Source organism: Streptomyces sp. NPDC030991, from assembly GCF_055571235.1.
On the sequence record NZ_JBVIFR010000006.1, the window covers coordinates 276901 to 290882 of the forward strand.

Here is a 13982-nt window from a genome sequence, read left to right on the forward strand (position 1 = left end):
TGCGCATGCCCCAGCAATCCCCATAGGTTCTTAAGCACGAAAGCAGCGGCCTTCTCGAAGGCCCTGGTTCCGTGCTGTACTTACAAGTCGTCGGACCGGTTCGCGCCGGTCCCCAAGACGCCGAGAGGAGGCGATTCCAGTGATCAGCATCACCACCAGCTCCCGCAGCACCGTCAAAACGACCGATCACTCGGTCGTCGCTTCCTGCCTGCTCGGCTTCTCGAACCTGGGCACCGGTCTGTCTGGCGTCAGCGCCATGCGTCCGGAGTCCGTCCTGTCTCTCGCGGGTCTTCCCATTCGCGAGGGCAATGAGCGACCGACCAAGGCACCGGAAGCAGTAGCGACGGCACAGGCTCAGACCTATGCCGCAGCCGCGGCCGGTGCCGGATTCCGGAAGCAGACGACGCAGCATCACACGATGTGGGCCTTCCGTGGGCTCGAACCCTGGAGTGATCCAGCCTGATCGACGATCAGGCCGGCGCCTTCAGGGCCGCGGAACCCCACCCGGGATCCGCGGCCCTTCTGTTTTCCCGGAAGACTCAGCGATCTTCCGAGGGACCAGAACGAAGGGGCCTCGGGGACGAAAGAACCCGGCACCACCGACACCCGGCCCACCGGCCGGAACGACCAGACGAGGAAGACAACACCGTGCAACTCGAAGCGCACGCCCCGTCCGTACCGCCTTCGGACCCTCTTCCCCCGCCCGTGCCCACGGAGGACCCCACCTTGAACCCGCTGACTGCGCTCACCGCGCTCGACGACGCCATCGAGAACCTCGGCGTACCCGTCCCCTGCCGTGCCTACGACCCCGAGGTCTTCTTCGCGGAGTCGCCGGCGGACGTCGAGTACGCCAAGTCCCTCTGCCGTACCTGCCCGCTGATGGAGGCCTGCCTCGCCGGCGCCATGGAGCGGCGTGAGCCCTGGGGCGTCTGGGGTGGCGAGCTGTTCGTCCAGGGCGTTGTCGTCGCCCGGAAGCGGCCGCGTGGCCGCCCGCGCAAGCACCCGGTTGCGGCATGAACATCCGAGGAACGATCGACCGCCCCCTGACGCACGACCCCAAGAAGCAGGCCCCGATGAAGCCGTCCACGAGCGAGCCCGCCGGCTCCGCGATCCCAGACTTCCCCATGTCCGATGCGAACGACTCGCGTCAGAACAGGACCCGTCAGATGCAACTCATCCCAGAAGCCCTGGCACGTGCGCATATGCACGAGCAGCTGCGAGACGCCCATGCCGAGCGCCAGGCCATGCGCCTGGTGGTCGCCCGCCGGATGCAGCGGCGCGCCGAGCGCGCCTCGCTGCGTGCCCGGCGTGCGCTCGCCATGGCCGTCATGCAGTAACAGTCCATCGGCGCCCGCGTCGACCTGAGCCGCGACAGCGAGCGGCTGCTCCCGCGGGGGCCGGTCCGGAAGAGACCGGCCCCCGCCGTGCGTTGCGCCTGACGATCATCGGTCCATGGGGTTATCGTCGCGAGATGTCTCTTTCTGGCGGGGACTCCGCGCACCAGGCCGATCAGCACGCCGACCAGTACACCGGCCGGCAGGACGTCGTCTGCGCCCGGTGCGGCGCGATCGCTCGGGGGACTCCGCTGACCTGGACGTACTCCGTGGAGGGCGGCGTCCGCCGGTACTTCTGCGAGGCCTGTGCCCGGGAGCACCTCAGGGCCATCGAGGGCCGGCTCGACTCCGAGTGGTGGTGATCAGGCTTCCGCGGCCGATTCCCGGTCGGGCTCCTCTTCCGCGTCGGTGACGAACCCGGGTACCCACGCCTCCAGTTCGTCCCGCAGCCGCACCGTGGCGCCGAGCTGGCACAGCACCCCGATCGTGCTGAGCGTCACCCGGTGAATCAGAAGGTACGAGGGAGGCAGGTTGAGCTGCTTGCCCAACTGGTGGGCGGGGGAGCGGAGATCGGCGATCCGCGCCGCCTGGTTGCGCATCCAGGCGCGGGTGAACGTGAACTCGTCGGCCTGGGCGGGCTCGATGATCGGCAGCAAGTAGTCGAGTACCGCCTCCGGTTCGAGCTCGATCGACTCCTTGATGAAGCCCTCCGCGCGCAGCAGCTCGTAGACCGCGGTCGCATCGCCGTCGAGCGTCATCCGCAGGGAGTCGCCGATCGGGGTGGGCAGTCCGCCCGGCAGCCGGTCCACGGTGCCGAAGTCCAGGACGCCCAGGCGCCAGCTGCCCTCGCCGTCGGGGAGCAGCCGGAAGTTGCCCGGGTGCGGATCCGCGTGCAACAGGCCGGTGCGCGCCGGGCCCGAGAACAGGAAGCGCGCCAGCAACTGGCCCGCGCGGTCCCGCTGTTCCTGGCTTCCGCCGCTGATGATCTCGGCGAGGGGTGTGCCGTCGATCCACTCCGTCACCAGGACCTGCTCGCGCTGGTGCACCACGTTCGGGATCACTACGTCGGGGTCGTCGTCGAACTCCTCTGCGTGGGCGCACTGAGCCTGCGCCTCAAGCGCGTAGTCCAGCTCCTCGGTCACCCGGTCACGCAACTCGGCGATCAGTGGCTTGATGTCCATGCCCGGGATGAGCGGCCCCAACAGGCGGGCGAAGCGGCTCAGTTGGCCGAGGTCGGAGAGGAGCGCCTCACCGGCGCCCGGGTACTGGACCTTCACGGCGACCTCGCGCCCGTCGTGCCACACGGCGCGGTGCACCTGGCCTATCGACGCCGCGGCCGACGGCTTCTCCTCGAACTCCTGGAACAGCTCCTGCCACTGCGTGCCGAGGCGCTCCTCGAGGACCGCGTGCACGGTGCGCGTCGGCATCGGGGGCGCGGCCTCCTGGAGTTTCGTCAGGGCGGCTCGGTACGGGCCGGCGACCTCCTCCGGCAGGGCGGACTCGAAGACGGACATCGCCTGCCCGAACTTCATCGCCCCGCCCTTCAGCTCGCCGAGGACCTTGAACAACTGGTCGGCCGTGCGCTGCTGCAGCTCGCGCCCGACGATCTCGGCGGACTTACCACCGATGCGCTTGCCGATGCCCCAGGTCGCGCGACCGGCGAAGCCGATTGGTAGTGCGGCCAGCTTGGCGGTACGGGTAACCGCCTTCCGGGGAAGATCAGACATACACCCCTCCAAGTGCCGGACAGCCGTGCCGCGCGTGCCCAGGCGTCATGACGCCGTCAGCCATTGCTTACCCCGCCATTGTGTCGTGCGGCTCCACCTCCGCGGGGGCCTCCTGCCCGTTACCTCCCTCACCCGCACCGCACGGGCACTGCGGATGTGGCCAGACCGGCCGGGCGTGCCAGTCGAGGCCCGGAGCCGCCGTCTCCCAGCGTGCTCCTGTCGTCGACGGCAACTCCCCGTCCAGGAAGGCCAGCGCATGGGCCGCGACGAGACCCGCGACCGCGGTGGCCAGGCCCAGGTCACATGCCTGGATCTGGCGGGCCGCGTGCCCCGAGCGCCACTGTGCGAGCAGTCGCGGCCACGTCGGATCGCGCTCCACGCGCCCCAGGAGCAGGCAGTGCGCGCAGCCGGTGCCGCCGGGCAGGACCAGCGGGCCCACGATCCCTGTGGCTTCGGCCACGCCCGCGTACAGATGGGGGATGCCCGCCGCGACCAGGTCCTCGGCTGCGGACGGATCGGGGGAGTGGATCGCGAGCCCGTCACGTGGGGCGATGATCACGAGGGAGAGCGCGGGTTCCCTCTGCTCCCCGTCGGCCGGGCCGTCCTGCGTCCTGCGCCGGTCCGGGCGCGGAGGCCGGGACGGCGCGGCGGCGCGCACCAACTGTCGCGCCGACACGTCGCGGCGCTCGCCCACCGCCTCGACCGTGTGGCCGCCCGGCGCCACGTCCCACGGCTCGACACAACCGCCGTCCCGTACGTCGACATGGCCCACGCCCGCGGCGGCGAGGACCGAGGCCACGACCGCGCCGACCCGTCCGGCGCCTCTGACCTGCACCCGCATGCTGTGCCGGGCCGCCAGTCTCCGCATCGCCTCGGCAGGTCCGGGTGTGGTCACCGTCAGGGCGGCGTGGTCGGGGCGGAGCCGGTCCATCACCCGCGTCTGTTTGCGAAGCGCGTCCGCGGCCGGGCCGCCGCCCGTGGCGTCGTCGAGCAGTCCCGCTTCGGTCAGCCGCTCCAGAAGCGCGTCGACATGCCCGTCGGGCAAGTCCATCCGGTGGGCTTCCTCGCGCAGCAGCGGAAGCCCGCGCGTCCCGTCGAGCAGGGTGAGGAAGCTGCCCGTGGCCGTGTCGACCGGGCCGAGCACCACGGCGTGCGCCGGCGTCAGGCCGAACTGCACCGTGTTGAGGTCGTGCCAGCCGCGCCGCAGTGCGGGCTTCAGGATCGGATGCATGGCTGTTCCCCCGAGCTGTGCCATAGGTGTCTTGTGCGCTACCTGTACCGGCTGTGTCGGCAGTGCTGTCTGTGCCCCGGCGACGCCACCCGCGTCGGCTGCGTCAGCCGCGCCGATCGCGTCGACCGATGGCCAGCATGCCCGCTTGGCCGAAAGCGTGCCGAAGGTTGTCCACAGGCAGTGGGCGATAGTCGTACAAGTCAAGCGGGAGGGGGCGTGGGAGCACACCGAACAGTCCTGGAGGCGGGACTTCCACCCTGCTCAACGGGTAACGTCGGGGCGTGCCCGCCGACCCTCTGCACCGTGCCACGAATACACAGCGCAGCACGACCAGCCCGCCGCCAGGCGGTCCGGGGGTGAGCGCGGTAGAGGTGCGCAGAAGTGCCCGGCGCCGCAGGACGGTCTCCGCCTACCGCGAGGGTGACCGCACCGTGGTGCTCATCCCGGCCCGCATGTCGGAGGCCGAGGAACAGCGCTGGGTGACCGTGATGCTCGACAAGCTCGCGGCGCAGGAGAGCAAGCGGGTCCTCGGCGACGCGGAGCTGGCCGAGCGCGCCGAGCGGCTCTCGGAGCAGTACCTCGACGGCAAGGCCCGCCCCGCGTCGGTGCGCTGGGTCACCAATCAGAACACCCGATGGGGCTCCTGCACCCCCACGGAAGGCAGCATCCGCCTTTCGCACCGGTTGCAGGGCATGCCCGAGTACGTCGTCGACTACGTGCTCGTCCACGAGCTCGCGCATTTGCTGGTTCCCGGCCACGGCCCCCGTTTCTGGCGGCTTCTGGAGGCGTACCCGCGCACCGAGCGTGCGCGCGGCTACCTCGAAGGGGTGGTCGCGGCGGACCGCCTGCCGCATCTGCCGCCCGCGCGCGGTGAGTGACGGCCCCTGATCCGGTTCTGTACCAGGGCTGTACCGACCTCATCCGGCCCCGGCGTTTGCAGTTAGCCTGACGCGACGCAATCACCATCGGGATGGGGGACGGTCGTTACGCATGGCCAGGGAATTCCAACGCGGCCACAAGGCCAAGATCAGCGACCTCACCGCGGGCACCGATCTGTACGTCGGCGTGCAGATCACCGGCCCCGGACTGACCTTCGACATCAGTTGCTTCGGCCTCGACGCCGAGGAGCGGTTGTCCGACGACCGGTACTTCGTCTTCTTCAACCAGCCCAAGACGCCCGAGGAGTCCGTCCAGCTGCTCGGCGCCCAGGCCGGTGACTCGGAGTCCTTCCGCGTCACGCTCGACAAGATCCCCGCCACCGTCCACAGGCTCTCCTTCACCGCGACCCTCGACGGTCCGGGCCAGATGTCGCAGGTGGCGCCCGGGTACATCCGCATCGTCGCCGGTGGTGAGGAGGTCGCCCGGTACTCGTTCCACGGTGGCGAGTTCTCCACCGAGCGCGCGGTGATGCTGGGCGACTTCTACCTGAAGGACGTGTGGCGCTTCGCGGCCGTCGGACAGGGCTTCGACGGTGGCCTGGACGCGCTGCTGAAGAACTTCGGCGGTGAGGTCGCGGAGGAGGAACCCACCGCGCAGCCGCAGTCGGCCGAGGCACCCGGTTTCGCGCCGCCCGCACAGGCCGCCGCGCCGCCCGCCTTCGGAGCCCCGTCCGGGCCCGCCGCACCCGCGCCGGCCCCCGCCCCGCAGCACTTCGCGCCGCCGCAGAGTCCCACACCTCCGCCGGCTCCCGCCCCGGCCGCGCCTCCCGTGCACGCGGCGCCGACCATCATCGCGCCGCTGAGCACACCACCGGGCACGGTGCCGCCGCCGGCCCCCGCACCGTACGGGCAGCAGCCACCCCAGTACGGGCAGGTGCCGGGCCCCGGTGGCGCGAGCCTGCCGCCCGGTTACGGCGAGCAGCCCCAGACGCCGTCCTCGCCGCCCGGCTACGCCCAGCCGCCCGCCGCTCCCTCCCCGTACGGCGCGCCTCAGGGCATCCCGCAGCAGGCCGGAGCGCCCGGTGTGGCCGCCGCGCTGGAGAAGTACCGCGAAGCACCCACCGGGCAGCGCTGGACGCTCCAGAACAAGAAGCTGATCCGCGTCGATCTCGGCGCCGGCGGCGATCAGCCCGTGCTCGCCCGGCAGGGCAGCATGGTGCTCTACCAGGGCAAGGTCGAGTTCAGCTACAAGGGCGCCGGTTTCGCCGGCCGCGTCGTGGGCAACGCCACCGGCCAGGAGTTGCAGCTGATGCGCTGCACCGGCCGCGGCCAGGTCTTCCTCGCGGAGGAGGCCACCTATCTGCACCCCATCGAGCTCCAGGGCGACGCGATCTGCGTCTCCGCGGAGAACGTCCTCGCCTTCGACGAGAGCCTCCAGCGCGAAGTGCGCAGGATCGAGGGGCACGGCATCCCCGGAGGCGCCCTCTTCGTGATGCAGTTCCAGGGCACCGGGACCGTCGTCGTGAAGACGCATGGAACGCCCGTCGTGCTGCCGGTGACTCCGACGACCTTCGCCGACTGCAACGCGGTCGTGGCCTGGTCCGCGGCCGCCCAGGCGATCGTCTCCAGCCAGGTCCGGATGCGCCGCAACGCCTACCCCGGCCACAGCGGGGAGAGCGTGAACCTCCAGTTCCGGGGCGCACCCGGAAACTTCATCATCGTCCAGCCGTACGAGGTCTGAGGGAGCCCGTCATGAACCAGCCGCTCGCGGGCTTCGCCCCGACCCCGGTGGCCGCCCGCATGGAGAACCACGGCAGCAACATGCTGAAGGTCGCCATGCAGACCGGAAACGACCTCTTCGCGCGCGTGGGCTCGATGGTCGCCTACGAAGGCTTCGTCCAGTACGAGCCGAACCCGCCCGCCGTACGCCAGATCGCCCGCGACTGGATCACCGGCGAGGGGGCGCCTCTCATGAAGTGCTCCGGTGACGGCCTGCTCTACCTCGCCGACTACGGAGCGGACGTCGTCGTCATCAATCTCGGCGGCGAGTCGATCTCCGTCAACGGCACCAATCTGCTCGCCTTCGACGCCCATCTCCAATGGGGCGTCGAGCGCGTGAAGGGCCTCGCCAAATTCGCCGGCCAGGGCCTGTGGAACATCAAGGTCAGTGGCCAGGGGCACGTCGCCCTGACCTCGCGCGGCACCCCCATCGTGGTCGACTGCGGCCGCGGCGAGGACGAGACCTACGTCGACCCCGACGCGCTCATCGCCTGGTCACCGAGTCTGAAGGTGAAGGGCAAGCGCAGCTTCAAGGCCGGCTCGCTCATAGGGCGCGGCAGCGGCGAGGCCTACCAGATGGGCTTCTCCGGGGAAGGCATCGTCGTCGTACAGCCCAGTGAAGACAGCACCGACCGTCTCCGGGCCCGGGGCTGAGGGGGAGCGAACACACCATGCAGAGCCCGCTTTTCGCGTACACCGAACAGCAGACCCAGGAGCGCTACACGCTGCAGAATCCGCAGTTGCTGCGGGTCGTCCTGGAAGGCCACGACGACATCCTCGCCCGTAAGGGCTCGATGGTCGCCTACCAGGGCCTGATGGAGTTCGACGGCGAGATCCAGACCACCGGGCAGCGTCGCTCCCGCGCGCAGACCGGTGAGGGCCTCGACCTGATGCGCTGCCACGGGCAGGGCACCGTCTACCTCGCGAACCTCGCCCAGTACATCCACGTGGTGGATGTCGAACAGGACGGGCTGACCGTCGACAGCAGTTATGTGCTGGCCATGGACTCCTCGCTGCATCACGAGGTGATCGCCGTGGACAGCCAGTTCGGCATCTCCGGCTCCGGCAAGTACCAGCTCAACATCACCGGACGCGGCAAGGTCGCGCTGATGACGTCGGGCCAGCCGCTGATGCTCCAGGTCACGCCCGACCGTTACGTCAACGCCGACGCGGACGCCGTCGTCGCCTGGTCGACCGGGCTGCGGGTGCAGATGCAGGCGCAGACCCACTCCTCGGGGGTCTGGCGCCGCCGCGGCAACACCGGCGAGGGCTGGGAGCTCAGCTTCATGGGGCAGGGCTACGCGCTCGTGCAGCCCAGCGAGCTGCTGCCGCCGCAGAACTCGGTGGCGGGCCAGGGGATCGCGGCCCAGTACGGCATGGGGCAGCAGGGAGCCCGCGGCCAGAACCAGGGCAACGTCTGGAGCTGACATCTCCGCAAGGTCATGTGTAAGGGGCGGGCGCCTATGGCGCTCGCCCCTTACACATGTCGCACGGCCTAGAGACGGGCGCGGGCCGCCTCCATCAGGCGCACCACCGACGCGTCGGCCACGTCCGCGACCTCGGCATAGCGGAACCACCGCAGATCCAGGGACTCGTCGCTGATCGCCTCCAAGGAGTCCGCCGGGGCGAGCGCCGCGTACTGCGTGTCCAGGTGCTGGGTGCAGGGGCCCGGGATGGGATGCCGGTCCAGGCGGACCGGGCCGCCCGCAAGGAGCGTGAGCCCCGCGATGCCGGACTCCTCGGTCGCCTCGCGCAGGGCCGCCGCCGCCAGCGTCGGGTCACCGGGCTCGCAGTGACCACCCATCTGGAGCCACATCCGCAACTTCTTGTGCAGCGTGAGCAGGACCCGGCCCCGCTCGGGGTCGATCACCAGCGCGCTCGCCGTCAGATGACCCGCCGTGCAGGACTTCCACATCGCGGCGTCACCATGAGCGGCGAGATGGTCCAGGTAACCCTGGCGCAGCTCGGGCTGGTCCTCGTAGCCCTTGAGCACGAGGACCGCATCGTCGTACAGGGTCACTTGTCGCTGTCGCCCTTGTTGTCCGTGTCACCGGTGGGGTCAGTGGCGTCGGTGTCGCCCGTACGGTCTGCGCCGTCCGTGTCGCCCCGCTCGTCCGTGCCGTCCTTGGAGAGGGTCGGCTTGGGCGAGGAAGACGACGGGGTCCCGCCGGCTGCCTCGCCGAGCATCTTGTCCAGCTCGGAGAAGTCCAGTTGCTCGCGGTGGACGAAGCCGTCCGGGTCGTCCAGGTCCGAGGCCGTCGGCAGCATGTCCGGGTGCGCCCACAGGCCGTCACGACCGTCCACCCCGCGCGCGTCCGTGAGCGAGGCCCACAGGCGCGAGGCGTCCCGCAGACGGCGCGGGCGCAGCTCCAGACCGATCAGCGTCGCGAACGTCTGCTCCGCGGGGCCGCCGGACGCCCGGCGGCGGCGCAGCGTCTCACGCAGCGCGTCGGCGGTCGACAGACGCGGCTTCGCGGCCGCGTGGACCACCGCGTCGACCCAGCCCTCCACGAGAGCGAGAGCCGTCTCCAGGCGCGCCAGGGCGGCCTTCTGCTCCGGGGTGTCCTCCGGCTGGAACATGCCCTGCTGGAGGGCCTCCTGCAATTGCTCCGGGTTCTGCGGGTCGAACTGGCCGACCACGTCCTCCAGCTTCGAGGTGTCGACCTTGATCCCGCGCGCGTACCCGTCGACCGCGCCGAACAGGTGCGAGCGCAGCCACGGCACGTGCGAGAACAGCCGCTGGTGGGCGGCCTCCCGCAGCGCCAGGTAGAGGCGGACCTCCTCCTTCGGGATGCCGAGGTCCTTGCCGAACGCCTCGATGTTCAGCGGCAGCAGCGCTGCCTTGCCCGCTGGGGCCAGCGGCAGACCGATGTCCGTGGAGCCGACGACCTCGCCCGCGAGCACGCCCAGGGCCTGCCCGATCTGCGAGCCGAACATGGCACCGCCCATGGAGCGCATCATGCCGATGAGCGGGCCCGCCATGGCCTGCATCTCCTCGGGCAGCACATCGCCCATGGCCAGGCCGACCCGCTCGGCGACCGGGTCGACGAGCTCCTTCCACACCGGGAGGGTCGCCTCGACCCACTCGGCGCGGCTCCACGCCACCGCGGAACCCGCGCCCGAGGGCAGCGACGTCGCGTCGTCCAGCCACAGGTCGGCCAGGCGCACGGCCTCCTGGACCGCGGTGCGGTCGGCGGGACCGACGCTCGCGTCCTTCACGCCGTCCTGCGTGCCCTGGGAGACCGTCTGGCGGGCGATGTCCTTGGCCATGTCCCAGTTCACCGGGCCGCCCTCGTACGAGAGCATCTGGCCGAGCTGCTGGAAGGCCGCCCCCAGATCGTTCGGATCCATCGAGCCGAACATCGCCGCGAACGGGTTGTCCCCGCCCGCGCCGCCCGGTCCGCCCGCGCCTGGCAGGCCAGGGAACCCGAATCCGAGGGGGCTGGCAGGTCCCTGACCGCCACCACCCTGCTGGTCCTTCTTCTTGCCCTCGTCGCCGTCGTCCGGCTCCTCAGGCGGAAGGCCGAAACCAAATGGGGTGTCACTCACGGGATTCCTCGGCTGGTAAGGCCACCGGTGTCTGACCCGGCGGCGACTGCCCGACTACACACACCCAGCGTAGACACCGTGACGGGATCGGGCCTCGGTGCTTCGCCGACTCATGGCCTGCGGCAGGATGGATGCCTCCTGGTACGTACGCGTCATACGCGTACGTACTGAAGACAACCGCTGGAGACGCCCGGTGAGTTCCCCAGATCCGCAGGTTCGCGCAGCGCGAAACCCCTCAACCAGTCCGGCCGTGCGCGGACCCGTCGTCGCGGTCACCGGTGCCGCGTCCGGCACCGGCGCCCTGCTCACCGAGCGGCTCGCCGCGTCCGACCGGATCAAACAGGTCCTCGCCATCGACGAGCGGCGCGGCGAGTGCGCCTCCGCGACCTGGCACATCCTGGACGTACGGGACCCGGCCATCGCCGAGAAGCTGCGCGGCGCGGACGTCGTCGTCCACCTGGCGCTCGACCTGGACCTGGAGTCGGACGCCGCGGCCCGGACCGCGTACAACGTACGAGGTACCCAGACCGTGCTGACCGCCGCGGCCGCCGCGGGGGTGCACCGCGTCGTGCTGTGCACCTCGGCGATGGTCTACGGGGCGCTCGACGACAATGAGCTGCCCCTCTCCGAGGACGCGGAACTGCGCGCCACGGCGGAGGCCACCGGCGTCGGCGACCTCCTGGAGATCGAGCGGCTCGCCCGCCGGGCCCCGCGCGCGCACCCCGGCCTCAACGTCACCGTGGTGCGTCCCGCGATCCTCGTCGGCGGTACGGACACGGCCCTGACGCGCTACTTCGAGTCGCCGCGCCTCCTGGTGGTGGCCGGCTCCCGGCCCGCCTGGCAGTTCTGCCACGTGGAGGACCTGTGCAGCGCTCTGGAGTACGCGGTCCTGGAGAAGGTCGACGGAGAGCTCACGGTCGGCTGCGACGGATGGCTGGAGCAGGAGGAGGTCGAGGAGCTCAGCGGGATCCGCCGCATGGAGCTGCCGTCGGCCGTCGCCCTCGGCGCGGCCGCGCGGCTGCACCGGATCGGCCTGACGCCCTCCCCGGCCGGGGATCTCGCGTACACGATGTACCCGTGGGTCGTGAGCGGAAGCCGCCTGCACGACGCCGGATGGCGTCCCCGGTGGACGAACGAGGAGGTGCTCGCCGAACTCCTCGAGGAGGTCGCGGGGCGGCGCACGGTCGCCGGCCGGCGCCTCGGCCGCAAGGACGCCACGGCGGCCGGGGCAGCGGGCGCGACGGTGGCCCTGCTGGGCACGGCGGCCGTCGTCCGGCGGGTGCGCAAGGCCCGACGCCGCATCTGACCCGGCCTGCTCGGACCGCACGCGCCCTGTAGGAGGCTCCAAGTCGCCACGCGTGCGTGCCGGTCGAAAACGCTATTCACGGTTGTCGGCGACGTACGGCACGATGAGTTCATGGCACCCACCCAGCACGACCACCCCGGTGAGCAGGCGGCGCAGGACCCCATCAAGCTGCTCGCCATCCGTGAGACGCCCCTCTCCGTCGACGAGGTCTTCAGGGCCGTCGGGGACGACGCGGCGGGCGGCACCGCGCTCTTCGTGGGGACCGTGCGCAACCACGATGGCGGAGCCGACGTGGAGCGGCTGGGCTACTCGTGTCATCCGACCGCCGAGGCGGAGATGCGGCGCGTCGCCGAGAAGGTCGTCGCCGAGTACCCCGTGCGCGCCCTGGCCGCCGTCCACCGGGTCGGCGATCTGACCGTGGGCGATCTGGCCGTCGTGGTCGCCGTCTCGTGCCCGCACCGCGGTGAGGCCTTCGAGGCGTGCCGCAAGCTCATCGACGACCTGAAGCACGAAGTGCCCATCTGGAAGCACCAGAAGTTCTCCGACGGGACGGAGGAGTGGGTGGGGGCCTGCTGACGCTCCGGTTGCGTAACCGCACCCCTGCGGTGAGCGTTGACTCTGCGGATGGTTAATCTGCTGATCAGTCAGTTGTGATTGCTCATGGGGTCGGGAGGTCGGCATGGCAGCGCTCATGTGGCTGCTGATTCCGGTGATCGCGGCGGTCGGTGCCGCGCTGTGGGGCTCCTGGGCCGGCCGGCACCGCCACAAGGCGGGGGACGTGAACGAGCTCAGCGGCTACGCGCGCTTCCGCGAGGCCATGGAGAAGTCGAACACCGGCGCGTGAGCCCGGCCCGCCGGACCTGACGCGACGTCGGCCCACGGACCGGCCCCACAGGTGCGCCGACAGGCACGTCCCGTACTGTCGTTCCATGCCACGCCGCACCGCGACGATGCTCGCCTCGACCCTTATGCTGATCGCGCTGCTTTGCGCCGGAGTACTCATCAAAGTGCCCTACGCGGAGATGTCGCCGGGGCCGACGGTGAACACACTCGGGGATCACGAAGGCGAACCCGTGATCCAGATCTCGGGCCACAAGACGTTCGAGACGAGCGGCCACCTCAACATGACGACGGTCCGCGTCACCAGCGCCGACTTCAACATGAACCTGGTGTCCGCCGTCTACGGCTGGCTCGCGCACGACAGCATCGTGGTGCCGCACGACACGCTCTACCCGGACGGCCAGACCGAGGAGCAGTCCTCGCAGGAGAACGCCGAGGAGTTCAGCCAGTCCCAGGAGAGCGCCAAGGTCGCGGCCCTGGACGAACTGGGCATCCCCGTGAAGTCCTGGGTGATCGTCTCCACCGTCGTCAAGGGCAGCCCCGCCGAGGGCAAGCTGCACGCCGGTGACGTCATCAAGGCCGTCGACGGCACCAAGGTCACCAAGCCGGCCGACGTCGCGAAGCTCGTCACCCGGCACAAGCCCGGCGAGAACGTCGTCTTCACGGTCGTGCCCGTCAAGGAGGCCGCCGCCGCCGAGAAGGAGGGCAAGGAGGCGACCCGCACGCAGAAGGTGACGATCACGACGGACAAGGCCGAGGACAACCGCGCCATCGTCGGCATCCAGGCCGGGACCGACCACACCTTCCCGTTCCAGATCGACATCAAGCTCGCCGACGTGGGCGGACCCAGCGCGGGCCTGATGTTCTCCCTCGGCATCGTCGACAAGCTCATCCCCACCGACCTGACCGGCGGAAAGTTCGTGGCCGGCACCGGCACCATCGACGACGACGGCAAGGTCGGCCCCATCGGTGGCATCGGCATGAAGACCGTCGGCGCTCGGGAGAAGGGCGCACAGTACTTCCTGACGCCCAAGGACAACTGCGCGACCGCGGCCAAGGACACCCCGGACGGGCTCACACTCGTCAAGGTGGACACCATCGGCGACGCCATGGACGCCCTGAAGGACATCCGGAGCGGGGACACCGCCGACCTGCCCACGTGCACGGCCAAGGGCTGAGCCGAGACCATCGTTCCTGACCACCTATGTAGAGGGGGGGGGGGGGGGGGGGGGGGGGGGGGGGGCGCGGGGTGGGGGGGGGGGGGGGGGGGGGGGGGGGGGGTCCCCCCCCCCCAAAAGAGAAGCGCACAAATACACACCCAACCCTTCCACACATGGA

Annotated in this window: 16 protein-coding genes; 12 read left to right on the plus strand and 4 right to left on the minus strand. The window is 70.6% G+C overall.

Going from position 1 to position 13982, the window contains the following annotated elements; genetic code table 11:
• Positions 1 to 139 precede the first annotated feature (139 nt).
• The 4 genes from ACZ45E_RS14430 (at position 140) to ACZ45E_RS14445 (ending at position 1696) form a co-directional block, all read left to right on the plus strand.
• A complete protein-coding gene (locus ACZ45E_RS14430) occupies positions 140 to 463 on the plus strand; it encodes a hypothetical protein (protein ID WP_468220542.1) in 324 nt (107 codons plus the stop codon).
• Positions 464 to 648: 185 nt separating this feature from the next.
• Positions 649 to 1017: a WhiB family transcriptional regulator gene (locus ACZ45E_RS14435; protein WP_468220543.1), complete on the plus strand. Its 369-nt coding sequence runs from the start codon at positions 649 to 651 to the stop codon at positions 1015 to 1017.
• Positions 1014 to 1337, plus strand: coding sequence for a hypothetical protein (locus ACZ45E_RS14440; RefSeq protein ID WP_468220545.1), 324 nt, complete (start codon positions 1014 to 1016; stop codon positions 1335 to 1337). The genes ACZ45E_RS14435 and ACZ45E_RS14440 overlap by 4 nt, the downstream gene beginning before the upstream one ends.
• A gap of 134 nt (positions 1338 to 1471) precedes the next feature.
• Positions 1472 to 1696, plus strand: a complete 225-nt coding sequence (locus ACZ45E_RS14445; RefSeq protein ID WP_468220547.1) for a hypothetical protein — start codon at positions 1472 to 1474, stop codon at positions 1694 to 1696.
• Here ACZ45E_RS14445 and ACZ45E_RS14450 read toward each other — a convergent pair whose 3' ends face one another.
• Positions 1697 to 3061 carry an ABC1 kinase family protein gene (locus tag ACZ45E_RS14450; RefSeq protein ID WP_468220550.1) on the minus strand — a complete coding sequence of 455 codons (1365 nt, stop codon included), beginning with the start codon at positions 3059 to 3061 and terminating at the stop codon, positions 1697 to 1699. It abuts the gene before it with no gap.
• Positions 3062 to 3128: 67 nt separating this feature from the next.
• Entirely contained in the window at positions 3129 to 4292 is a 1164-nt protein-coding gene (locus ACZ45E_RS14455; protein WP_468220552.1) for a TOMM precursor leader peptide-binding protein, read from the minus strand.
• A 281-nt stretch (positions 4293 to 4573) separates the two neighbouring features.
• Here ACZ45E_RS14455 and ACZ45E_RS14460 point away from each other — a divergent pair, with 281 nt between their 5' ends.
• The 4 genes from ACZ45E_RS14460 (at position 4574) to ACZ45E_RS14475 (ending at position 8376) form a co-directional block, all read left to right on the plus strand.
• Complete coding sequence (locus ACZ45E_RS14460) at positions 4574 to 5170, plus strand: M48 metallopeptidase family protein (RefSeq protein ID WP_468220554.1); 597 nt, start codon at positions 4574 to 4576, stop codon at positions 5168 to 5170.
• 112 nt (positions 5171 to 5282) lie between these two features.
• The gene (locus tag ACZ45E_RS14465; protein ID WP_468220556.1) at positions 5283 to 6911 is read left to right on the plus strand and encodes a TerD family protein; all 1629 of its coding nucleotides are present in this window, start codon (positions 5283 to 5285) and stop codon (positions 6909 to 6911) included.
• A gap of 11 nt (positions 6912 to 6922) precedes the next feature.
• Positions 6923 to 7603, plus strand: coding sequence for an AIM24 family protein (locus ACZ45E_RS14470; protein WP_468220558.1), 681 nt, complete (start codon positions 6923 to 6925; stop codon positions 7601 to 7603).
• Between the two features lie 17 nt (positions 7604 to 7620).
• Complete coding sequence (locus ACZ45E_RS14475; protein ID WP_468220560.1) at positions 7621 to 8376, plus strand: AIM24 family protein; 756 nt, start codon at positions 7621 to 7623, stop codon at positions 8374 to 8376.
• A 68-nt stretch (positions 8377 to 8444) separates the two neighbouring features.
• Here ACZ45E_RS14475 and ACZ45E_RS14480 read toward each other — a convergent pair whose 3' ends face one another.
• Together ACZ45E_RS14480 and ACZ45E_RS14485 are read right to left on the minus strand one after the other, a co-directional pair.
• A complete protein-coding gene (locus tag ACZ45E_RS14480) occupies positions 8445 to 8969 on the minus strand; it encodes an NUDIX hydrolase (RefSeq protein ID WP_468220562.1) in 525 nt (174 codons plus the stop codon).
• Positions 8966 to 10498 (minus strand): zinc-dependent metalloprotease, encoded by a 1533-nt coding sequence (locus ACZ45E_RS14485; protein WP_468220564.1) that lies wholly within the window; start codon positions 10496 to 10498, stop codon positions 8966 to 8968. Before ACZ45E_RS14485 ends, ACZ45E_RS14480 begins: the two co-directional genes overlap by 4 nt.
• A gap of 193 nt (positions 10499 to 10691) precedes the next feature.
• Here ACZ45E_RS14485 and ACZ45E_RS14490 point away from each other — a divergent pair, with 193 nt between their 5' ends.
• The 4 genes from ACZ45E_RS14490 to ACZ45E_RS14505 all read left to right on the plus strand — a co-directional run bounded on the left by ACZ45E_RS14490 (position 10692) and on the right by ACZ45E_RS14505 (position 13822).
• Positions 10692 to 11804: an SDR family oxidoreductase gene (locus tag ACZ45E_RS14490; RefSeq protein WP_468220566.1), complete on the plus strand. Its 1113-nt coding sequence runs from the start codon at positions 10692 to 10694 to the stop codon at positions 11802 to 11804.
• A gap of 111 nt (positions 11805 to 11915) precedes the next feature.
• Positions 11916 to 12380 carry a molybdenum cofactor biosynthesis protein MoaE gene (locus tag ACZ45E_RS14495; protein WP_468220567.1) on the plus strand — a complete coding sequence of 155 codons (465 nt, stop codon included), beginning with the start codon at positions 11916 to 11918 and terminating at the stop codon, positions 12378 to 12380.
• 103 nt (positions 12381 to 12483) lie between these two features.
• The gene (locus ACZ45E_RS14500) at positions 12484 to 12648 is read left to right on the plus strand and encodes a hypothetical protein (RefSeq protein ID WP_468220568.1); all 165 of its coding nucleotides are present in this window, start codon (positions 12484 to 12486) and stop codon (positions 12646 to 12648) included.
• A gap of 85 nt (positions 12649 to 12733) precedes the next feature.
• The gene (locus ACZ45E_RS14505; protein ID WP_468220570.1) at positions 12734 to 13822 is read left to right on the plus strand and encodes a YlbL family protein; all 1089 of its coding nucleotides are present in this window, start codon (positions 12734 to 12736) and stop codon (positions 13820 to 13822) included.
• The last annotated feature ends 160 nt before the right edge of the window (positions 13823 to 13982 follow it).

Coding starts and splice junctions, on each gene's coding strand:
- ACZ45E_RS14440 (WP_468220545.1), top strand. CDS start 1,014: ATGAACATCCGAGGAACGATCGACCGCCCCCTGACGCACGACCCCAAG.
- ACZ45E_RS14445 (WP_468220547.1), top strand. CDS start 1,472: ATGTCTCTTTCTGGCGGGGACTCCGCGCACCAGGCCGATCAGCACGCC.
- ACZ45E_RS14450 (WP_468220550.1), bottom strand. CDS start 3,061: ATGTCTGATCTTCCCCGGAAGGCGGTTACCCGTACCGCCAAGCTGGCC.
- ACZ45E_RS14455 (WP_468220552.1), bottom strand. CDS start 4,292: ATGCATCCGATCCTGAAGCCCGCACTGCGGCGCGGCTGGCACGACCTC.
- ACZ45E_RS14465 (WP_468220556.1), top strand. CDS start 5,283: ATGGCCAGGGAATTCCAACGCGGCCACAAGGCCAAGATCAGCGACCTC.
- ACZ45E_RS14470 (WP_468220558.1), top strand. CDS start 6,923: ATGAACCAGCCGCTCGCGGGCTTCGCCCCGACCCCGGTGGCCGCCCGC.
- ACZ45E_RS14475 (WP_468220560.1), top strand. CDS start 7,621: ATGCAGAGCCCGCTTTTCGCGTACACCGAACAGCAGACCCAGGAGCGC.
- ACZ45E_RS14495 (WP_468220567.1), top strand. CDS start 11,916: ATGGCACCCACCCAGCACGACCACCCCGGTGAGCAGGCGGCGCAGGAC.
- ACZ45E_RS14500 (WP_468220568.1), top strand. CDS start 12,484: ATGGCAGCGCTCATGTGGCTGCTGATTCCGGTGATCGCGGCGGTCGGT.
- ACZ45E_RS14505 (WP_468220570.1), top strand. CDS start 12,734: ATGCCACGCCGCACCGCGACGATGCTCGCCTCGACCCTTATGCTGATC.